23 protein-coding genes and 2 pseudogenes are annotated in these 20,358 nt (G+C 60.6%); 11 read left to right on the forward strand and 14 right to left on the reverse strand.

Annotated elements, in window-relative coordinates:
* The first annotated feature begins 92 nt into the window (after positions 1-92).
* The 8 genes from puuE to ACZ9DP_RS20415 are packed head-to-tail and all read left to right on the forward strand — an operon-like array spanning position 93 to position 4,847.
* The gene (puuE, locus tag ACZ9DP_RS20380) at positions 93-1,016 is read left to right on the forward strand and encodes an allantoinase PuuE (protein ID WP_074069136.1); all 924 of its coding nucleotides are present in this window, start codon (positions 93-95) and stop codon (positions 1,014-1,016) included.
* Positions 1,016-1,513, forward strand: coding sequence for a 2-oxo-4-hydroxy-4-carboxy-5-ureidoimidazoline decarboxylase (uraD, locus tag ACZ9DP_RS20385; protein WP_476203404.1), 498 nt, complete (start codon positions 1,016-1,018; stop codon positions 1,511-1,513). The genes puuE and uraD overlap by 1 nt, the downstream gene beginning before the upstream one ends.
* Positions 1,514-2,536: an allantoicase gene (gene alc, locus ACZ9DP_RS20390; protein ID WP_476203405.1), complete on the forward strand. Its 1,023-nt coding sequence runs from the start codon at positions 1,514-1,516 to the stop codon at positions 2,534-2,536.
* Positions 2,537-2,593: 57 nt separating this feature from the next.
* Positions 2,594-2,887 (forward strand): nucleotidyltransferase family protein, encoded by a 294-nt coding sequence (locus tag ACZ9DP_RS20395; RefSeq protein ID WP_074069133.1) that lies wholly within the window; start codon positions 2,594-2,596, stop codon positions 2,885-2,887.
* Positions 2,884-3,246, forward strand: coding sequence for a HepT-like ribonuclease domain-containing protein (locus ACZ9DP_RS20400; protein WP_074069132.1), 363 nt, complete (start codon positions 2,884-2,886; stop codon positions 3,244-3,246). Before ACZ9DP_RS20395 ends, ACZ9DP_RS20400 begins: the two co-directional genes overlap by 4 nt.
* Before the next feature lie 3 nt (positions 3,247-3,249).
* Entirely contained in the window at positions 3,250-3,750 is a 501-nt protein-coding gene (locus ACZ9DP_RS20405) for an ureidoglycolate lyase (RefSeq protein ID WP_476203406.1), read from the forward strand.
* A complete protein-coding gene (gene uraH, locus ACZ9DP_RS20410) occupies positions 3,747-4,103 on the forward strand; it encodes a hydroxyisourate hydrolase (protein ID WP_074069130.1) in 357 nt (118 codons plus the stop codon). Before ACZ9DP_RS20405 ends, uraH begins: the two co-directional genes overlap by 4 nt.
* A gap of 3 nt (positions 4,104-4,106) precedes the next feature.
* On the forward strand, positions 4,107-4,847 hold the full coding sequence (locus tag ACZ9DP_RS20415) for a metallophosphoesterase family protein (protein WP_194727648.1): 741 nt from the start codon (positions 4,107-4,109) through the stop codon (positions 4,845-4,847).
* 4 nt (positions 4,848-4,851) lie between these two features.
* Here ACZ9DP_RS20415 and ACZ9DP_RS20420 read toward each other — a convergent pair.
* From ACZ9DP_RS20420 to ACZ9DP_RS20440, 5 genes and pseudogenes are all read right to left on the reverse strand, one after another.
* Positions 4,852-5,073, reverse strand: a pseudogene (locus ACZ9DP_RS20420) (flotillin family protein); the annotation flags it as partial.
* A pseudogene (locus tag ACZ9DP_RS20425) lies at positions 5,040-5,207 on the reverse strand (Ku protein); the annotation flags it as partial. The pseudogenes ACZ9DP_RS20420 and ACZ9DP_RS20425, both read right to left, overlap by 34 nt.
* Before the next feature lie 7 nt (positions 5,208-5,214).
* Positions 5,215-5,619, reverse strand: a complete 405-nt coding sequence (locus ACZ9DP_RS20430; protein ID WP_476203407.1) for a hypothetical protein — start codon at positions 5,617-5,619, stop codon at positions 5,215-5,217.
* A 765-nt stretch (positions 5,620-6,384) separates the two neighbouring features.
* Positions 6,385-7,527 carry an alpha-hydroxy acid oxidase gene (locus ACZ9DP_RS20435; protein ID WP_476203408.1) on the reverse strand — a complete coding sequence of 381 codons (1,143 nt, stop codon included), beginning with the start codon at positions 7,525-7,527 and terminating at the stop codon, positions 6,385-6,387.
* Between the two features lie 76 nt (positions 7,528-7,603).
* Positions 7,604-8,569: a quinone oxidoreductase family protein gene (locus ACZ9DP_RS20440; RefSeq protein WP_476203409.1), complete on the reverse strand. Its 966-nt coding sequence runs from the start codon at positions 8,567-8,569 to the stop codon at positions 7,604-7,606.
* Between the two features lie 95 nt (positions 8,570-8,664).
* Between ACZ9DP_RS20440 and ACZ9DP_RS20445 the strand changes: the two genes are divergently transcribed.
* Positions 8,665-9,513: a LysR family transcriptional regulator gene (locus ACZ9DP_RS20445; RefSeq protein WP_194727643.1), complete on the forward strand. Its 849-nt coding sequence runs from the start codon at positions 8,665-8,667 to the stop codon at positions 9,511-9,513.
* Between the two features lie 4 nt (positions 9,514-9,517).
* Here ACZ9DP_RS20445 and ACZ9DP_RS20450 read toward each other — a convergent pair whose 3' ends face one another.
* From ACZ9DP_RS20450 to ACZ9DP_RS20460, 3 genes are all read right to left on the reverse strand, one after another.
* Positions 9,518-9,661, reverse strand: coding sequence for a hypothetical protein (locus ACZ9DP_RS20450; protein WP_476203410.1), 144 nt, complete (start codon positions 9,659-9,661; stop codon positions 9,518-9,520).
* Positions 9,662-9,800: 139 nt separating this feature from the next.
* Positions 9,801-11,114, reverse strand: coding sequence for a guanine deaminase (guaD, locus tag ACZ9DP_RS20455; RefSeq protein WP_476203411.1), 1,314 nt, complete (start codon positions 11,112-11,114; stop codon positions 9,801-9,803).
* A complete protein-coding gene (locus ACZ9DP_RS20460; protein WP_476203412.1) occupies positions 11,111-12,349 on the reverse strand; it encodes a urate hydroxylase PuuD in 1,239 nt (412 codons plus the stop codon). Before ACZ9DP_RS20460 ends, guaD begins: the two co-directional genes overlap by 4 nt.
* A 537-nt stretch (positions 12,350-12,886) precedes the next feature.
* Between ACZ9DP_RS20460 and ACZ9DP_RS20465 the strand changes: the two genes are divergently transcribed.
* Positions 12,887-13,219 carry a hypothetical protein gene (locus ACZ9DP_RS20465; protein ID WP_022714113.1) on the forward strand — a complete coding sequence of 111 codons (333 nt, stop codon included), beginning with the start codon at positions 12,887-12,889 and terminating at the stop codon, positions 13,217-13,219.
* Positions 13,220-13,225: 6 nt separating this feature from the next.
* On the opposite strand, the gene ACZ9DP_RS20470 is transcribed toward ACZ9DP_RS20465, so the two are convergent.
* On the reverse strand, positions 13,226-14,122 hold the full coding sequence (locus ACZ9DP_RS20470) for a LysR substrate-binding domain-containing protein (RefSeq protein WP_476203413.1): 897 nt from the start codon (positions 14,120-14,122) through the stop codon (positions 13,226-13,228).
* 102 nt (positions 14,123-14,224) lie between these two features.
* Between ACZ9DP_RS20470 and ACZ9DP_RS20475 the strand changes: the two genes are divergently transcribed.
* The gene (locus ACZ9DP_RS20475) at positions 14,225-14,428 is read left to right on the forward strand and encodes a hypothetical protein (protein ID WP_476203414.1); all 204 of its coding nucleotides are present in this window, start codon (positions 14,225-14,227) and stop codon (positions 14,426-14,428) included.
* Here the strand turns inward: ACZ9DP_RS20475 and xdhC are convergent.
* The 5 genes from xdhC to ACZ9DP_RS20500 form a co-directional block, all read right to left on the reverse strand.
* Positions 14,404-15,216, reverse strand: a complete 813-nt coding sequence (xdhC, locus tag ACZ9DP_RS20480; protein ID WP_476203415.1) for a xanthine dehydrogenase accessory protein XdhC — start codon at positions 15,214-15,216, stop codon at positions 14,404-14,406. The genes ACZ9DP_RS20475 and xdhC overlap by 25 nt on opposite strands.
* 169 nt (positions 15,217-15,385) lie before the next feature.
* Positions 15,386-17,725 (reverse strand): xanthine dehydrogenase molybdopterin binding subunit, encoded by a 2,340-nt coding sequence (gene xdhB / locus ACZ9DP_RS20485; protein WP_476203416.1) that lies wholly within the window; start codon positions 17,723-17,725, stop codon positions 15,386-15,388.
* Positions 17,725-17,886, reverse strand: coding sequence for a hypothetical protein (locus tag ACZ9DP_RS20490; RefSeq protein WP_476203417.1), 162 nt, complete (start codon positions 17,884-17,886; stop codon positions 17,725-17,727). Before ACZ9DP_RS20490 ends, xdhB begins: the two co-directional genes overlap by 1 nt.
* Positions 17,886-19,352 (reverse strand): xanthine dehydrogenase small subunit, encoded by a 1,467-nt coding sequence (gene xdhA, locus ACZ9DP_RS20495; protein ID WP_074069117.1) that lies wholly within the window; start codon positions 19,350-19,352, stop codon positions 17,886-17,888. The genes ACZ9DP_RS20490 and xdhA overlap by 1 nt, the downstream gene beginning before the upstream one ends.
* Before the next feature lie 29 nt (positions 19,353-19,381).
* Positions 19,382-20,158, reverse strand: a complete 777-nt coding sequence (locus ACZ9DP_RS20500) for a 3-hydroxybutyrate dehydrogenase (protein ID WP_092585026.1) — start codon at positions 20,156-20,158, stop codon at positions 19,382-19,384.
* Positions 20,159-20,358 lie beyond the last annotated feature (200 nt).

The raw sequence follows: 20,358 nt of genomic DNA on the forward strand, positions 1-20,358 counted from the left end.
GTGCCGTAGCGGCGAAAGTCAGTTTCGCATTTCCGTCTCGACATTCCGTCTCCGGGTGCTACCGTTTCGCCTGACTTTCAAAAGGTGATTTGATGGCTTCCGATACCTATCCGCGCAATCTCGTCGGCTATGGTCGCAATACCCCCGATCCGAAATGGCCGGACGAGGCCCGCCTCGCCGTGCAGTTCGTCATCAATTACGAAGAGGGCGGCGAGAGCTCGATCCTCGATGGTGATCCGTCGTCCGAGAACCTGCTGTCGGAAATCGTGGGAGCGGCGCCCTGGCCCGGCCAGCGCAACTTGAACATGGAATCGATCTACGAATACGGTTCGCGCGCCGGGTTCTGGCGGCTCTGGCGCATGTTCACCGAGCTCAAGGTTCAGGCGACCGTCTACGGCGTGACGCTTGCGATGGCCCGCAATCCGGAGGCCGTCGCGGCGATGAAAGAAGCCGGCTGGGAGATCGCCAGCCATGGCTACCGCTGGCTGGAGTACAAGGATTTTCCGGAAGACCTCGAGCGCAAGCACATTCTCGAAGCGGTGCGTCTCCACACCGAACTCACCGGCGAGCGCCCCTTCGGCATGTACCAGGGAAAGCCCTCCGACAATACGCTGCGGCTGGTTCAAGAGGAGGGCGGGTTCCTTTATTCGTCAGACTCTTATGCCGATGACCTGCCCTACTGGGTGAAGGGGGTTGATGACAAACCGTTCCTCATCATTCCTTATACGCTTGAAACGAACGACATGCGCTTTGCGACGCCGCAGGGCTTCAATTCCGGCGATCAATTCTTCACTTATCTCAAGGATGCCTTCGATACGCTCTACGAAGAAGGCAAGGCCGGCAACCCGAAGATGATGTCGGTCGGCCTGCATTGCCGTCTGGTCGGTCGGCCCGGCCGCGCTGCAGCCCTGAAGCGTTTCATCGAATATGTGCTGAAGCACGACAACGTGTGGATCCCTCGCCGCATCGAGATTGCCGAGCATTGGCACAAGAACCACAAGCAGGACATGACCTGATGATCCGGCGGGATGAATTCGTGTCGCGTTTCGGCGGTGTCTTCGAACATTCGCCCTTCATTGCCGAGCGCGCCTATGACGACGGTTTCATTGGCGATGAGTTGACTGTGGACAAGGTGCACATTCCGCTCGTCGCGATCTTCCGCGCGGCAAGCGAGGACGAGCGTCTTGGCGTGCTTCGCGCCCATCCCGATCTTGCCGGACGCCTGGCAGTCGCGGGCGAACTGACGGAAGACAGCAAGAAGGAGCAGGCAAGTGCCGGACTTGACCGGCTGAGCCGCGAAGAGCATGCCCGCTTCACCGAACTCAACGCCGCCTATGTCCAGAAATTCGGCTTTCCCTTCATCGTCGCCGTGAAGGGACTGAACAAGGACGATATTCTTGCGGCTTTCGAAAAACGCATCGGCAACAGCCGCGACGAGGAACTTGCGACCGCCTGCGCTGAGGTCGAAAAGATTGCGCTTTTGCGCCTGACATCCATGCTTCCGGAGAAGTGAATGACCGAGAATACCAATGCCAGCCTGCCGTCCTTCGCGAACGGCGCGATCAACCTTGCTTCCGCGCGCCTCGGCGCCAGGGGCCTCTATGCGACGGACGAGTTCTTTGCGCCGCTGGAGCGCATGCTGCAGGATGTGCCGGCGAGCTTCGATCCGGACCTTTACGACGACAACGGCAAGTACATGGACGGCTGGGAAAGCCGCCGCAAGCGCGTGCCCGGCCATGACTGGGCGATCGTCAAGCTTGCCATGCCCGGCCGCATCTTCGGCTTCGACGTCGATACCAGCTATTTTACCGGCAACTATCCGCCGCATTGCTCGATCGAGGCCGCTTTCGTCGAAGACGGCGATCCGACCGATGCAACGGTGTGGACCGAAATCCTCGCGAAATCCCCTCTGGGGCCAAGCGCGCATCACTTCTTCGAGAATGCCGGCAAGGAGAAGATCTGGACGCATCTGCGCCTGCATATCTATCCCGATGGCGGCGTCGCGCGCCTGCGCGTCTACGGCTCGGCCTATTTCGACTGGTCGAAGGTCGGTGCGAGCGAGGAAGTTGACCTCGGCTATATATTCAATGGCGCGAAGTCGCTTGCCTGGTCGGACGCCCATTACGGCCACCCGGACAAGATGCTCGGCCCCGGACGCGGCATCAATATGGGCGACGGCTGGGAAACCAAGCGCCGCCGCGGCCCGGGTCACGACTGGGCTGTTATCCGCCTCGGCCACCCCGGCACAATCAAGCGCGTCATTGTCGATACCGCCTTCTTCAAGGGCAATTTCCCGGACACCTGCGAGCTTCTCGGCGCTTATCTGCCCGATCTTGGCGATACGCTGAGCGAAGTGGACACAGCGGCTTCGGAGAACTGGAAGCCGATACTGACACGCACCAAGTTGCAGATGGACCACATCCACGAATATGGCGAGGATGCCATCGCCGATATCGGGCCGGTGACGCATGTCCGCATCGCGATGCATCCGGATGGCGGCATCATGCGGCTGCGGCTCTTCGGGGTGAAGGGGTGAGTTCTTTCTTCTTTATCGCCGCTCACCTATATTCGAGGCATCAGGAGTGATGCCTCGATGAAGCCATCGGAAGTGCTGGAAAAGAACAGGCAGGCGATCCGCGACGCCACGACGCGTTTCAACACGGCGAACCCGCGCATCTTCGGTTCCGTCGCCCGCGGCGAGGACAGACCGGACAGCGATCTCGATATTCTCGTCGATGCGCTGCCGGGGACGACGCTTTTCGATCTCGGCGGGTTGCTGGAGGAGTTGCAGGCGCTGATGTCCGGGACGGAAATCCACGTTCTGACGCCAGGCGATTTTCCCGAACGTGTCCGCAGCCGGGTCCTGCAGGAAGCCAAGCCTGTATGAGTATCGATCGGCTTCGAACCTATCTCGACGAGATGCAGCAGGTCGCATTCGAAACCATCGATTTCGTCAAGGACATGAGCAAGGATGAATTTCTGAAGGACCTTGTGAGACAGCGCGCAGTTGGAATGAACCTCCTGATGATCGGCGCGGCAACATCGCGCATCATGGAGGAATATCCCGAGTTTGCAGCGGAATTTTCCAACGTGCCCTGGCAAAAGATGCGCGGAATGAGAAGCCGGATCGCTCACGGCTATATGAGCATGAACCTAGACACCGTTTGGGACACTGCGCAAACAGCCATCCCCGATCTTCTCGATCAACTGCACGGATTGCGTCACTGGCACGCCCAGGGTGAATGACATTTGACAAACCTTCTCGACATCCAGCCTCTCACCAAAACTGCTTTCGCGCCGTTCGGCGACGTTATCGAGGCCGATCCGGCAACAATGCGGTATATCAACGGCGGCACGACGGAACGCTTTCATGCGCTGGCTACGGCCGAGGCGGCAGGCGAGGGCGCACGCGTCATCATCAATCTCTTCCGCGGCCAGCCGCGCGCCTTTCCCTATGAGATCGGCATGATGGAGCGGCATCCTTTCGGCAGCCAGAGCTTCTCGCCGCTTTCCGGGCGGCCGTTTCTGGTCGTGGTTTCGGAAGATCAGGACGGAAAGCCCGGCAGGCCGCAGGTGTTTCTCGCACATGGCGACCAGGGCGTGAACTATCGCCGCAACGTCTGGCATCACCCGCTGCTCGTGCTCGGCCAATCAAGCGACTTTCTCGTTGTCGACAGGGACGGTCCCGGCGACAATCTGCAAGAGCATTTCTTCGAAACCTCATACACGATCAGCGAGCCAGCTCTATGACCGGACTGACGACCCATGTTCTCGACACCGCCTCCGGTAAGCCTGCTGAAAGGCTGAGGATCGACCTTTTTCGCCTGGAGGGGGATATCCGCCACCACATCAAGACGGTCGAGACCAATTCGGACGGCCGTGTCGACGGCGGCGCGATCCTCTCAGGCGCGAATTTCCAGGCAGGAACCTACGAACTGCTGTTCCATGCCGGCGATTATCTGCGCGCGTTAGGCATGCCGCTGCCGCATCCGGCCTTTCTCGATCTCGTACCCATCCGCTTCGGCATCGCCGACACCGGCGCGCATTATCACGTGCCGCTGCTGATCTCGCCTTACGGCTATTCCACCTATCGCGGGAGCTAGCCGATGCGGTTTGCGGCGATCGCCGATATCCACGGCAACCATCTGGCTCTGGAGGCCGTGCTTGCCGATATCCGCGCGCAGGGCATTTCGGATATCGTCGATCTCGGCGATTGCTTCAGTAGCCCCCTGGAAGCAGGAAAGACCGCCGAGCTGCTTCTCTCGCTCGCCCTTCCGACAGTCCGCGGCAACCACGACCGCTACCTGATCGAGCAGAAGCCGGAATCCATGCATGCTTCCGATAAAGCTGCCTATCAGCAGCTTCTACCGCGTCATCTCGATTGGCTGCGATCTCTGCCGAGCGACCTCATCTACAAAGGTGAAGTCTATCTCTGCCACGCGACGCCTAAGGATGACAATCTCTACTGGCTGGAATCCGTCGCTCCGGAGGGCCATGTGTTTCTGAAGCCGTTGAAAGAAATCGAGGCGCTCGCGGACGGGATCGATTTGCCGCTGATCCTGTGCGGCCACAGCCATATTTCGCGCCTTGTCCAGCTTCGCGACGGCCGCCTCATCGTCAATCCCGGCAGCGTCGGCGGCCCGGCTTATGACGATGACAAACCCTATCCGCACAAGGTGGAGACCGGCCATCCGATGGCAAGCTACGCCATCCTGGAGAAATCCGCGTCCGGCTGGACACCCTATTTCCGCAACGTCGCCTACGATCACATGGCGATGTCGAGACTTGCAAAAGCAAACGGCCGCCCCGACTGGGCGGCCGCGCTGGCAACGGGCTGGATTCGATAGCTGTTTAGTCGTCTTCGTGAAGCGCCTTCGGTGCGCCAGGCTTCGCCTTGGCGGCATCCAGATTGTCCAGCAGAGACGAAACGGCATTGTCGCCATCGAAGCCTGCTTCCTTCATGAGCCGGTCCAAGATGGGTTTGTTGGCCTGATAGGATAGCAGTTGCGCTGCAAGGCCTTCGCCCATGCCGATGCCGTTTTGGGCATCTCCTCTAAAGCCTTTTCCGAGGACCGGACTTCGTAGTCGTAATGCATCGTGGTCGCGATCAGCCCTTTTCCATGCGGGCGGATGAGCACGGTTCGCATCCGGCGAAAGAAAACCGTCTGCGCGATAGCAGCGACGTTTGACTTCCGCATGCCGTCTCGCCTTGATTTATGCACCATTCTCTGGCGATTGCACTGGAAGGTAGCTCATAGGAACGAGGCGGGTATGCAGATCGGGGCCATCTGATTGCCCAGGATCATAGAAGATGCCGTTATCGGCGTCGTAGAGGATAAAGTGGTCTCCTTCGACATGGACTACCGCTACCCCCCGAACATCGCCCCAGCTCTCTGCCTTGCGTAGTCCGCGAGTATGCCAGCCCAACTCGGTCAGGACGCCGCGCAGTTCTTTCCACGTTGTGTAATGATTGGTCTGAACGCCCCAATCGATCATGCTGGCAATTTGGTCGTAGGGTTTGCCCGTCAGCATCTGCAAGACGAAAATGCCGCAGCCATCATCCCTTGGACATTGCGTGACAAATTTAAAGCGGACCTTATCGGCTGCGGGTTGTGTCAATGCTCAGTTCCTTAACTCAATTCCATAATGCACAGCATCAGAATGGTACCATAAAGGCCTATGCGGTTACTCGTCAGAAGGCGCTCTGAGTAACCGACGCCCATGACACCTACGCAACTGGTTGCTCCGAGTTGGAACTGCTTTCCATAATGGAGACTATTGTGTCGGCGGAGCGGCCGCAATTGGCGCGAAGGAGGCCGGACTGTCTTCAGCTTCGGCCCGAAGCGGCCATTCAGCTTTCCCTTGCAAGCCAGGATGAATCGACCGTTCAGTGTCGTGGTTTCGCCAATTTCTAGCCTCGAACGCGAAGTAACGGGAACAGCCCGACGCCAGGAGATCCGCGATCGGCACCGCGGTTTTTATCTCGCTGGGAGGGCGTGCAAGCGAGGTCGTTGTATTAACGCCGGAATTTGATGGTTGTTTGTGGCGTTGCATCGCTCGAAGATTGGTTTCAAGTGACACAAGTGTTGGATAATTCGTTCGTCGGCGCAAGTTGAAGATATTGTTCGCGGGCGTTGACCCTGAGCCGCCGACACACATGCGACACCGCGCCTTCAGAAAGTTCCGGAGTCAGATCTATCGGAGCTTAGCTCTCGTCAGCCGTCACCGCGATGAACTCGACTAGGGGCGACATCAAATATGGCCTCAAAAACGCAACATGGCTTAAAGCCGTGGTTTTTCAGACCGTGTCGTCAATGAGCCAGCCATCGCGACAGCGATCCTGGGATTCGTGACTCTTCTGAGTAGGCTTCTCACTTGCGAGCGCTACTGCCGCCCGGCGATGATTGAGGAGTTGACGTCGTTGATGTCGCGTTTGCCGCAGAGCGCCATGGTGATGTCCATCTCCTTGCGGAGGATGCCGAGCGCCAGCGTCACGCCTTCTTTGCCCATGGCGCCGAGGCCATAGAGGAAGGGTCGGCCGATATAGGTGCCCCTGGCGCCGAGCGCCACGGCCTTCAGCACGTCCTGGCCGGAGCGGATGCCGCCGTCGAGATGGATCTCGATTTTATGTCCGACGGCATCGACGATCTGCGGGAGCATGCTGATCGAGGAAGGGGCGCCGTCGAGCTGACGGCCGCCATGGTTGGAGACGACGATTGCGTCGGCCCCCGTCTCGGCTGCGGCCTTCGCGTCCTCGACATCGAGAATGCCCTTGATGATCAACGGGCCGCCCCACTTTTCCTTGATCCAGGCGACGTCGGCCCAGGAGAGCTGCGGATCGAACTGCTCGGCCGTCCAGGAAGACAGCGAGGAGAGGTCGGAAACATTCTTGGCGTGGCCGACGATGTTGCCGAAGGTGCGGTGCTTCGTCTTCAGCATGTCGAGGCACCAGAAGGGGCGCGTCGCCATTTGCCAGATATGCTTCGGCGTGAATTTCGGCGGGGCCGAGAGGCCGTTGCGCAGGTCCTTATGCCGCTGGCCGAGGATCTGCAGGTCAGCCGTCAGCACCAGCGCCGAGCACTTGGCCGCCTTGGCGCGATTGATGAGGTCCATGACGAAGTCCTTGTCCTTCATCACATAGAGCTGGAACCAGAACGGCCGTGTCGTCACCGAGGCGACATCCTCGATCGAGCAGATGCTCATGGTCGAGAGCGTGAAGGGAACGCCGAATTCCTCGGCCGCGCGGGCAGCCAGCATCTCTCCGTCGGCATGCTGCATGCCCGTCAAGCCGGTTGGCGCGAGCGCCACCGGCATCGAGACTTTCTGGCCGATCATCGTCGTTTCCAGCGTGCGGTTCGTCATGTCGACGAGTACGCGCTGGCGCAGCTTGATCTTGGCGTAATCGCTCTCATTCGCCTGATAGGTCGACTCCGTCCAGGCACCGGAATCCGCATAGTCGAAGAACATTTTCGGCACGCGGCGCTGGGCGAGTTGCTTGAGGTCAGCGATGGTGAGAGGAGTGGCCATGGACGAGACTTTCGCATCTGGATAGTGCCGTGGCCCTTAACATGATTTCCAAGCTGTTGGGTATCTCTTTCGTCGCCTATGGAACAAGAATGAGACTACCCGCAGCACGTCCTTCTTCGAGGACTTGCTGCGCCTTGGCGGCGTCGGGCAAAGCGTATTCTCCGGCAATCGTTGCGGTGATGCCGGAACGCAGAATCTCGACCACGGCTTTGGCCGCCCCTCTGTAGTTATCGAGGTCGGCGACATAGGCGATGATGCTCGGATGGGCGAGAGATTTTCCGGGGCGCAGCTCCTCGACAGCGACAGGCGGTATCGGGCCGCCAGCCTGGCCGATCGTTGCGGCGACGCCGAATGGCCGCAGGCATTGGATGGTCTTGGACAGCATGCTGCCGCCGATGCCGTCATAGGCGGCATCAACGCCGCGGCCGCCAGTCAGCCGCTTCACTTCGCCGACGACATCCGCATCGCGCCCGACGATCAGGTGGTCGGCGCCATGGTTGCAGGCGAGCACTGCCTTTTGCGCTGAACTGACGGTCCCGATAACTGTTCCTCCGAGATGCCTTGCCCATTGAACCAGAATGGCGCCGAGCCCGCCGGCTGCCGCATGCACGAGGACGATCGTGCCGGGGGCGACCTTGTAGGTCTGCGTCAGCAGCATGTAGGCAGTCATGCCCTTCAGCATCGAGCTTGCGGCGAGGCGTGATGGAATTTCGTCCGGAAGTCGGATGGCGCGCGCGGCGGGGAGCAGGCGCGTTGCGGCATAGGCGCCGACCACGCCGGCATAGGCAACGCGGTCACCCGGTTTCACCTCGACGGCGCCGGTACCAACAGCCTCTACGATGCCCGCGCCCTCGACGCCCAGGACTGCCGGATAGGCTGGCAAGGGATAGATGCCCTTCCGATGGTAGATGTCGACGAAATTCATGCCGATCGCTTCATGCCGTATGCGGATCTCATTGGGGCCAGGCTGCTGCGGTGTGTGCTCCAGGACCTGCAATTGCTCGATACCGCCCGGCGCCTGAAGTGTAACGATCTTGTCCATGACTGTGCTCCGGTTTGCTGTCGCAGCAATCATGGCCGATGGCCTGTTGATCGGAAATTCCCTATTGTCTGCCAATTAATGGGAAAAAATGATCAATGTTCGATTGGGAAAATCTTCGCTATTTCGCGGCCCTGGCGCAGACTGGCACTTTGCTCGGCGCTGCCCGCTCGCTCGCCGTGGAGCATGCGACGGTCGCCCGCCGCGTCGCCGGCCTGGAGGCGCAGATGGGCGTGAAGCTAGTCGACCGGCGCGGACGGCGCATATCGCTGACGGCTGAGGGGCAGCGGGTCGCGGCGATGGCCGAGCGCATGGGGGAGGAGGCGCGGGCGATCGAACGTGTGAGCCTTGCTGCCGGCGGCAGGCTTGCCGGCGATGTCAAGGTAAGCGCACCTCCGACGCTTGCGGCCGCGCTGCTTGCCGGACCGCTCGTCGAGCTCCGGCGCAACCATCCGGACATCGCCATCACCATTGTCGGCGAGACGCGATACGCCTCGCTCGACCGGCGGGAGGCGGACATCGCGGTCCGCATGACGAAACCGGAACAGGGCGACTTTACCATCACCAAGCTTGGCGACGTGGCATTTGGCTTCTATGCGGCGCCAACTTATCTGGCTTGTGTGCCGGAAGAGGACTGGAACTTCATCGCCTATGACGAAACCATGTCGAGCTCGCCGCAGTCAACTCGCCTGCTCGAGGTGGCGAATGGGCGAAAACTGTCCATCAAGGCCACGACCCTCGAGTTCCAGCTTTCCGCCGCGAGGGCCGGCGGCGGTGTCGCCCTCCTGCCGAATTTCCTCCTTGCCGGCTTGGATGGCCTCGTGAAGGCCGTTCGGGAGCCCAAGCCGCTGACGCGCGAAGTCTGGCTTGTCGTTCACTCCGACATCAGGAATGTCCCGATCATCCGCGCAGTGATGGGGGCTTTGAAGAAAAGCTGGTCGTATTGATATCCTATGCCGTGTTGTTGGTACGGATCGGCTGGATCAAGATGTCGGTCGGAATCTCGAGATGCTCATGCAGCCGGCGGATCATTTCAAGCGAGAGGGATCGCCTGCGATTGAGAATTTCCGCCACGCGTCCAAGCCTGCCGAGCATCGGTTGAAGGTCCTTGCAGCTCAAGCCCTGTTGATGCATGCGTAAATAGAATGGCGGCGACTGGGTCGGGCAGATGGATTGGAGAGTGTGACGCCTCATAAGCATCGATCAGCGTCGCGAGAATGTCCAGTTTGTCTCTTCAGAGAGTGAGGTTGCTCTTCGCTGCCTTGCCCGCCACATAAGTCTCCGCGACCGCCCGGTCGTCGCCCATCGTCTGGAGCAGGAAAAGTTCTTCCGGCAGCGTTTTCACCACGTCCATCTTCAACGCCATGGCAGGCGTTGCCGCGGCGTTCAGGACGACGAGATCGGCGTCCGTGCCTTCATCCAGGGTGCCGATGCTATCGGCGAGCGAGAGCGCCTCGGCGTTGCCGAGCGTCATGTAATAATAGCTTTCGAGCGGGTTGAGGCGCTCGCCGAGGAGCTGCTGGATTTTGTAGGCTTCGTCCATGGTGCGCAGCATCGAATAGCTGGAGCCGCCGCCGATGTCGGTGGCAACGCCGATCCTGACGGTTTTTTCGCGGCGCGCCAGTGCCTTCAGCGGGAAGAGGCCGGAGCCGAGGAAGAGGTTCGAGGTCGGGCAATGGACTGCAACCGAACCGGCTTCGCTCATGGCATCTGCCTCGCGCTCGGAGAGGTGAATGCAGTGGCCGAAGAGGCTCTTCGGGCCTAGCAGGCCGTAGCGGGCGTAGATATCGGTGTAGTCGATCGCGTCCGGATAAAGCTCGCAGGTGAACCTGATCTCATCGTGGTTTTCCGAAAGATGCGTCTGGATGTGCAGGTCCGGAAATTCCTGGGCGAGAGCCTGGGCCGCCGCCATCTGCTGCGGCGTCGAAGTGATGGCGAAGCGCGGGGTGATGGCGACGTGGTTTCGGCCCTTGCCGTGCCAGTCGGCAATCACCTGCCGCGTTTCGTCATAGCCCATCTCAGGCGTGTCGAGTAGGCCCTGCGGGGCATTGCGGTCCATCATCACCTTGCCGCCGACCATGCACATGTTGCGGCGCATGGCCTCCGAGAAGTAGGCGTCGGCGGAGGTCTTATGGACGGAGCAATAGGCGGCAGCCGTCGTCGTGCCGTGGCGGGCCAGTTCGTCGTAGAAATGCGACGCGATCTTTTCGGCATGCGCGGTTTCGACGAAGCGGCATTCTTCCGGGAAGGTGTAGGTGTTCAGCCATTCGAGCAGGTTGGCTGCGTACGAGGCGATCACCTGCATCTGCGGAAAATGCAGATGCGTGTCGATGAAGCCCGGCATAATGAGGTATGGGCGGTGGTCGATCTCGACCGCATCTGCCGGAGCCTTCTTCCTGATGTCGGAATAAGCGCCGATCGCCGCGATCTTGCCTGCCTCGATCAGCAGGCCGCCGTCGCTCTCGTAGCGGTAGCTGTCCGTATCAGTGACGCTGAGGGGCGCGCGCTTGAACGAGAGCAGGCGCCCGCGCAGGAGTTTCGTCATCATTGCTGTTTGCCTTCGACTGCGCTTTCGAACCAGGCGACGAGCAGTTTCCGCTCGTCCGACGTGATCTCCGTCACGTTGCCGGGCGGCATGGCATGGCTGCGGCCTGCCTGTATATAGATTTCACGCGCATGGGCGGCGATTTCCGCGTCGTTTTCGAAGATGACGCCGTTCGGCGGCCGGGCAAGGCCCTCATAGACTGGCTCGGCGGCATGGCACATCGAACAGCGCGTGCCGATCACCTCCTTGACCGCAGGGAAGTGGGGATCACCCGCAAACTGCTGGAAGGCCGGCGCGACGGCAGCCGTTTCGCTTCCACCGGTCAGCACCTTAGGCACCGTCGAAAGCCACATGATGATGATGAAGAGGATGACTGTCGCGATCCAGGTCCAGGTCGGGCGCCCCTTGCGTGCGTGCGTCGTGTTGAACCAGTGGCGGATGGTGACGCCCATCAGGAAGACGAGGGCTGCGATCACCCAGTTGAAGGCGGTGCCGAAGGCCAGCGGATAGTGGTTCGACAGCATGAAGAAGATGACTGGCAGCGTCAGGTAGTTGTTGTGTAGTGAGCGCTGCTTGGCGACCGCGCCGTATTTCGGATCCGGCGTGCGTCCGGCGATAAGGTCGGCGACGACGATCTTCTGGTTGGGGATGATGATCATAAAGACGTTGGCCGACATGATCGTCGCCGTGAAGGCGCCGAGATGCAGGAAGGCGGCGCGGCCGGTGAAGAGCTGCGTATAGCCCCAGGCCATGAAGACGATCACGCCGTAGAGCACCGCCATCAGGCCCCAGGTGTTCTTGCCGAGCGGCGACTTGCAGAGCAGGTCGTAGACGATCCAGCCGACGGCCAGCGAGGCGAGCGAGATCAGGATCGCGACAGGCGCGCTGATGTCCAGCACATGGCGGTCGATGAGGAAGAGATCGGCTCCGCCGTAATAAACGATGCAGAGCATCAGGAAGCCGGAGAGCCAAGTGAAGTAGCTTTCGTATTTGAACCAGGTCAGATGCTCCGGCATCTGCGCCGGCGCCACCAGATACTTCTGGATGTGGTAGAAGCCGCCGCCATGCACCTGCCACTCCTCGCCATAGGCGCCCGGCGGAAGATGCGGACGCTTCACCAGCCCGAGATCAAGCGCGATGAAATAGAAGGACGAGCCGATCCAAGCGATCGCGGTGATGACGTGAAACCAGCGTGTCGCAAAAGCCAGCCATTCCCACGCTATGGCATATTCATACATTCAGTTCCCCTGTCTTCCTCCGACTCGCCACATTGCAGAAAGTTGCTGCGGGAGGGAAGGGGAAAGACGTCAGCCGCTTGCTTGCCGAGGAGCACGCATCGGCGATTGTTTCCCTCGATTATTGTGAAGGCAGAGGATTTGCTGTCCGCGCAATTCATTTCTGTGAAATTCCTGGCGGTTTAATCGTCAGGGGTGGCTTGATCGAAGCAGGGCTGCCAAAAAGTCGAGCTCTGCCGAGCGTCTCAAACGGGTAACACCGATCTTTCGGCCGCGATTGAGGCTGCCCCCGAGAGCATTGCCGTCACGCATTTCCGCACGACAAGCCTCAATTCGGTCTCCGTCAGCATGGATTATGTGACCGTGAGGTCATTGAAAGTTGCGGACGGTTTAAGGCAGCAAGTCTGGTTTGAGTATGTTGCACTGCAGAATTTAGTGATCCTTGAAATGTCACGACTCGGTTACAATTACCATTATGGGCCGCCAGGATGAGGTGGAAACCGCATTGAGGCGGCGCATTCATCGACGGAGAAGATGCCCATGCGCAGCATTCTGGCAGGTGTGATGATTGCGTTCGCGTCGAGTGTAAGTGCCCACGACGCGCCGGCGGGTTGGTCTTACGAACCCTTCTGTTGCAATGGCGACAACCATACTGGCGATTGCCAGATGATTCCTTCGAAAAGCGTCAAGGTGACGCCCAGAGGGTATCGGGTGACGCTGTTGCCCGGCGACCACCGGCTGGTGACGCGGGCGCATGTCTTCATGCTGCCGATGACGAAGGCGATGCAATCCGGCGATGGCGAATATCACCTCTGCCTGTTCCCGAACGAGGACACGCCGCGCTGCTTTTACGCGCCGGAAATGGGCTATTGAGCGCGCTCAGAGAGCGTGCGCGTCCATCTCGCCGATGATCCAGTTCCGGAAGGCCCTGATCTTCGGCACATTCCTTCGGCTTTCCGGATAGGCGAGCCAGTAGTCGGCGCCGTCGTAGCAGACGAGGTCGAAGGGCTGGCAGAGCCTGCCGGCGGCGAGATCGTCCGAATAAAATTCCGGCGTCAAGATCGCAACGCCTTGGCCGGCAATTGCGGCACTTGCTTCAAAGGACTGCGCGCCGAGCCTTGAGCGAGGACGACCGGCAAGATCGGGGTTCGGTACGCCGGCCTCGGTGAACCACTGGAGCCACCAAGGGTCTCCGGCATCGATCAGCCGCAGCTTCAGCAGGTCGGCCGGTGAATGGATGCCGCCGATCGACTCGGCCAATGCGGGCGCCAGCATCGGCGTAAACGTCACCTTCATCAGCATATGGGAACGCAGGCCCGGCCAGTTGCCTTTGCCGCTGCGGAGTGCGAGATCCGCGGATTCGCGCGAAAAATCGATCAGCGTGTCTGAGGTTTTCAATCTTACGGCAGTGCTCGGATATTTCAGGTGAAACGAGCCTATATGTCTCGCCAGCCACTGCGCCGCAAAGGTCGGAGTCGAGTGGATAAGCAGCATTTCTTCTGCTGCGGCGCTGACGGAGGCGACTGCTTCGCTCAGGATGGCAAAACCTTCCGTCACCCTCGGCGCCAGCCGTTCGCCGGTATCCGTCAGGCTGATCTGGCGCGGGCGGCGCAGGAACAGCGGTTCGCCGATACTCTCCTCCAGCAGTTTCACCTGATAACTCACAGCCGTCTGCGTCATGCCGAGCTCTTCGCCCGCCTTCGTGAAGCTGCCGAGCCGCGCCACGGCTTCGAAGACGCGCAGCGCATTCAGCGGGAACTGTTTCGACAGCTTCATGGATAAGTTCTCTTTATGCACATAGACGGTTGTTCGATTGGAATTGCAGCATTTTTAGCGGCAATCTGCAAGCCTTAGCATCAGTTGAACAAGGGTGACGTCATGGATTGCCATGCTATCGAAGAGAGCACAAATCTCGTCAATCTTTCGCTTTTGTCACTTGTTTCAGGCGTGACAGGGTGGGCCTATGGCAAGATCTTCCACCCGTCGCGGCTCGATCTCGACGGCATTCCCGATCGTGTAAAGCGCGATCTTGGCTTCCTGGACGGGCGCGATCCCCGTTACGAGAGCGATCTCTGCCGATAGGCCGAAAGTGCCGTCAGTATTTCGGCAGCGGTCATGGCGGCGATCACGTCCGGCCGCTTGTCCCTGACAACCGAGCCGCCGATCGGCAGGGTGAGGCGGTCGAGCCAGTTCCGCTCGCCGCCTTCGCGCGAAAGCCAGTTTGCAAAGGTTGCCCGTTTCGTGGCCGAGCCGATCATGCCGGTATAGGCAAGATCGGTTCTCGCCAGCGCCTCGCGGGCGATCAGAAAGTCCAACGCATGGTCGTGCGTCAGGATGACGACGGCGGAGCCCGCGGGCATCTCCTTCACCAGCGCTTCCGGCATCGGCGTAAGCTGTGTCTTCGCTTCCGATGGCAGGTTCGCAAGCTCTTCCTTACGCGTCTCGACCACTGTCACGAAGAGCGGCAGCGGCGCAAGTGCGGCCGCGAGCGCATGCCCGACATGGCCTGCGCCGAAAACATAGACCTCCGGAAAGCGTGACGTTTCTTCGGCCTGCCTTGCTTTCAGCTCTGTCATCAGATCATCCGTCACCCGCCGGAACCGCAACTCAGCACGCCCGCCGCAGCATTGCCCGATCTCCGGCCCAAGCGGAATATTCATGGTCGCCCTGCCGCTGCCCATAAGCAGGTCTCGTGCGTTGCGGATCACCATGAACTCCAATTGCCCGCCGCCGATCGTGCCCCAGGTGGCATTTTCGGCGACGAGCATGAAGGTGCCGGCTTCGCGCGGCGTGGAGCCTTGGGTTTCGACAATGTCGATGAGGATGATGGCGGGGTGAGCGGACGTGAAGGCGAGGAAAGAGGACGTCATGGCGCGAAAGCACCCCCCTCCGTCCTGCGTGACACCTCCCTCACAAGGGGGAAGACTGATATGAAATTATCGCAGCCTGCTGATTGCAGGGAGCCACCGCCTCTAGCCGGGCAAGTCTTGCTCCCCCGCTCATTCACCTTGGCTTGAGGCATCAGTAAGCCAGCCACTCTCACACCCGCTTCATCCGCTCCACCGCCATCAGGACCCGCTCCGGCGTTGCCGGGGCGTCGAGCCGTGGGCAGACCTTGTAGTCGGCGACGCTGGCCACCGCCATCGAGAGTGCTTCGAGCACGGAGATCGCCAGCATGAGCGGCGGTTCGCCGACGGCCTTTGAGCGGCCGATGGTGGGCTCGGCATTTTCCGACCATTCGGCGAGACGGACGTTGAAGATCTTCGGCCGGTCGGAGGCAAGCGGGATCTTGTAGGTCGAGGGCGCATGCGTGCGCAGCCGGCCCTTGTCGTCCCACCAGAGTTCTTCCGTCGTCAGCCAGCCCATGCCCTGCACGAAGCCGCCTTCCACCTGGCCGATGTCGATCGCCGGATTCAGCGAGCGGCCGACGTCGTGCAGGATGTCGGTGCGGGCGATCAGGTATTCGCCGGTCAGGGTGTCGATCGAGACTTCGCTGCAGGCGGCGCCATACGCGAAATAATAGAACGGCGTGCCGCGCCCTGCTGCCCGATCCCAGTGGATTTTCGGCGTCTTGTAGAAGCCCGCTGCCGAGAGCTGCACGCGGGCGAAATAGGCTTGCTTGATGAAATCGGGGAAGGGGACTTCCTTCTCGCCGACGCGCACCCGGTTCGGCAAAAAGACGATTTCTGCCGGATCGACGCTCCATTTGTCTGCGGCGAAGGCAACGAGCCGCTCCTTGATCTGACGCGCAGCGTCATAGGCGGCCATGCCGTTCAGGTCGGAACCGGAGGAGGCGGCGGTCGCAGACGTGTTCGGAACCTTGCCGGTGGTCGTCGCGGTGATCTTCACGCGGTCGATATCGACCTGGAAGCTGTCGGACAGCACCTGCGCCACCTTGGTATAAAGGCCCTGGCCCATCTCCGTGCCGCCATGGTTCAGATGGATCGAACCGTCCTGATAGATATGCACCAGGGCGCCCGCCTGGTTGAAGGCGGTCATCGTGAAGGAGATGCCGAATTTCACCGGCGTCAGCGCAATGCCCTTGCGGATGAAGCGGCTGTCGCGGTTGAAACCGATGATGGCATTGCGGCGGGCCTGGTAATTGGCGCTCTCCTCCAATTCCTCGACGATGCGCAGGATGATGTTGTCTTCAACGTCCTGGTGGTAGGGCGTCGTCGTGCGGCCGGAACCGGGCTGACCGTAGAAGTTCAGTTTGCGGATTTCGAGCGGGTCCTTGCCAATCGCATAAGCGATCTCTTCGATGAAGCGCTCGGCTCCCAGCATGCCCTGCGGCCCCCCGAAACCGCGGAAGGCAGTATTCGAGGGGGTATGCGTCTTCAGCGGCATCGAGGTCAGATGCACATGCGGATAGAAATAGCTGGAATCGGCATGGAAGAGGGCGCGGTCCGTCACCGGGCCGGACAGGTCCGACGAGAAGCCGCAGCGCGCCGCGTAGGTTGCGTCGACGGCGTGGATGCGGCCTTCATTGTCGAAGGCGAGCTCGTAATCCACCAGGAAGTCGTGGCGCTTGCCGGTGGCGCTCATGTCCTCGTCGCGGTCGGGGCGGAATTTAACGGCACGTTTCAGCTTTTTGGCGGCAATTGCGGCAAGCGCTGCAAACTGGTTGCCCTGCGTTTCCTTGCCGCCGAAGCCGCCGCCCATGCGGCGCACATTCACCGTAACGGCATTCGACGGAATGTTCAGCACGTGGCCGACGATATGCTGGATTTCGCTCGGGTGCTGTGTGGAGGACCAGACGGTCACCTCGTCGTCCTCGCCGGGGATCGCCATGGCGACGTGGCCTTCGAGGTAAAAATGCTCCTGCCCGCCGATGCGCATTTGGCCTTTCACCCGGTGCGGGGCATTGTCCATCTCGGCCTTGGCGTCGCCGCGCTGCAGCGTCATCGGCGCGATGACGAGCGGGCTGCCGTTTTCGAGCGCGCCGTCGATATCGCTCCAGTGCGGCAGATCGCGATACTCGATCTTCGCCTTTTGTGCGGCCTTCCGTGCTGCATCGCGGGTCTCGGCGATCACCGCAAAGACCGGCTGTCCGTGGAACTCGACCTCGGTTTCGGCAAGCAGCGGCTCGTCATGGCTGCCGTTTGAACTGACGTCGTTGACGCCCGGCACGTCCTTGCCGGTGAATACCCAAACGACGCCGGGGTGCCGGCGGACTTCGGAAAGGTCCATGCTGAGGATCTCGGCATGGGCGCGGTCGGACATTCCGAGCGCGCCGTGCAGCAGGCCCGCGGATTCCGGAATATCGTCGATATAATCGGCAGTTCCGGTGACATGCTTATGCGCTGAATCATGTTTCAGTGCGCTGTGCATGGGACCGCTGATGATGACCTTGGCGGTGTCGAAGGTGGATTTATCCATCAGATGGCTCCTCCGAGTTGCCTGCACTGGCGCTTGGTTTCCACTCTAGCCGCTCGGACGTGGATGCTCGGCTCAAGCCCGAGCATGACGGAACCCGGCGGGGAGAAGGTGGCGGCAGCCGGATGAGGGGGCCTGCTTGCGGCGATGTTGATGATCGTCATCACGCCACCCCCTCGAACCGCTTCAATTCCACTGGCGTTCCAACCGTTTCCAGGTAAAAGCGCCTCAGCAGGTTCTTTGCCGTCAGTTGCCGGTACTCGGCGGTGGCGCGCCAGTCGGTCAGCGGCTGGAAATCGGCGTCGAAGGCGTCGCGTGCTCTGTCGACGGTTTCCTCGTTCCACGGCTTGCCGATGAGATCGGATTCGACGGTGCGGGCGCGCTTCGGCGTTCCGGCCATGCCGCCGAAGGCGATGCGGATGTCGTTGACGTCGCCTGCCTCGTCGAGTGTTAGATAGAAGGCGCCGAGCACGGCAGTGATGTCCTCGTCGCGGCGTTTGGTGATCTTGTAGACCGCGAACTGGCTGCCTTCGGCCGGGTAGGGCATGAAGACGCTCTCGACGAATTCGCCAGGCTTGCGGTCCTGGTTGCCGTATTCGATAAAATAATCCTCGAGCCGCAGCATGCGCGTGCCCGTTGCCGAGCGCAGCTTCAGCGTGGCGCCGAGCGCAATCAAAGGCGGCGGGCTGTCACCGATCGGCGAGCCGTTGGCGATATTGCCGCCGATCGTACCCATATTGCGCACCTGCTCGCCGCCGATGCGGTTGATGAGATTGCCGAGCGTCGGTACCTTCGGCGCAAGGATTTCGAAAGCCTTGGTATAGGTGACGCCCGCACCGATCGTCACGCCGCCATCCGTGGTCTTGATCGCCTGCAGTTCATTCAGGTGATTGATGAAGATGGCGGGGCTCAAGGCGCGCATCTGCTTCGTCACCCAGAGTCCGACATCGGTGGAACCGGCGATGACGGTTGCCTGCGGTTCATCGGCCAGAACGCGCGCCAACGCCTCGACCGAGCCGGGAACGATCAGCCGGTCCTCGCCGGAAACAATGGTGATCGTTTCGCGTGTCTGCATCGCCCAGAGCCTGGAGACGATTTCGGAGCGGGTCTTTTCGAGCGGATCAAAGAGCGTGCTCGGACGCGCGCGGCTGACGGCTTCGGCCGCCTTGACGATCGGCTCGTAACCGGTGCAGCGACAGAGATTGCCCTGAAGCGCCTTTTCGATCTCGGGCCGTCCGGGCTTCTCGTTGGAAAGCCACAGGCCATAGAGCGACATCACGAAGCCCGGCGTGCAGAAGCCGCATTGCGAACCGTGGGAGTCCACCATCGCCTGCTGTACCGGATGCAGCGTGCCGTTCCTGGCGGCCAGATGCTCGACGGTGACGACATGCGTGCCGTTCAGCGATCCTAAGAAGCGAATACAGGCATTGACCGTCTCATAGAAGAGCTTGCCGTCGAGCAACCGGCCGACGAGCACCGTGCAGGCGCCGCAATCACCCTCGGCGCATCCTTCCTTCGTGCCGGTCAGCCGGCGCCTCAACCGCAGAAAATCGAGAAGCGTCTCGGAGGGGTGGACATCGCTCAGCGTGATGTCCTCGCCGTTGAGGATGAAGCGGATGCTGTCTTTCATGTTGTTCCTTGTTCTTGTTTTTGAAATGGTTATGCCGCAGTCCAGCCCCCGTCAATCGAGATGTGGGTGCCGGTCACCTGCCGGGCGTCGTCGCTGGCGAGGTAGAGCGCCATGGCGCCGATCTCCTCGGCCTTGACGAATTCGCGCGTCGGCTGGGCCTTGAGGATGACCTCGGTCTTCACCTGTTCCTCCGTCATTCCGCGGGCCTTGGCGGTATCCGGTATCTGCTTTTCGACGAGCGGCGTCAGCACATAGCCGGGGCAGATGGCGTTTACCGTCACGCCGAATTCGGCAAGTTCGAGCGCCGCTGTCTTCGTCAGGCCTAATATACCATGTTTTGCGGCCACATAGGCGGATTTGAAAGGCGAGGCGACGAGGCCGTGCGCCGAGGCGATATTGATGATGCGGCCATGCTTCTTCGCCTTCATCTGCGGGATGGCGGCGCGCATCGTATGAAACGAGCTCGACAGGTTGATGGCGATGATCTGGTCCCATTTCTCGATCGGGAAATCCTCGATCTTCTCGACATGCTGGATGCCGGCATTGTTGACCAGCACGTCGACGGTGCCGAAGGTCTTCGCCGCCGTGGCGATCAGGTCTGCGATCTCCGCGGGTTTCGTCATATCCGCTGGGTGGTAGAGCGCACTTCCCTCGGAAAGCGATTCAAGCCGCTCCACTATCGCCTTGATTTCGTCCGCCTTTCCGAAGCCGTTGATGACGACATTGTCGCCCTTTCCGGCAAAGGCGGTGGCGATCGCAAGCCCAATGCCGCTGGTGGATCCGGTGACGACAACGGTTCTCTTCATGCTGTTCTCCCCTATGGCTTGTTTTCGCGACGCAATATCGCGAAGGTTATGCCCAAAGCGGCGCTTCTGGCAATCGCGCGGGAGAGACGATTTGCAGGCTGGAAGGAGAGCAGCCGAGGGCGGGACGGGCGTAGCTTCTTTTTCGTTTTATTTTCTTTTCAGGTTCGCTTTGGTGCCTTATTGATTTCTGCAACAAAGCA

It is taken from the genome of Rhizobium sp. USDA 4016, assembly GCF_056279705.1.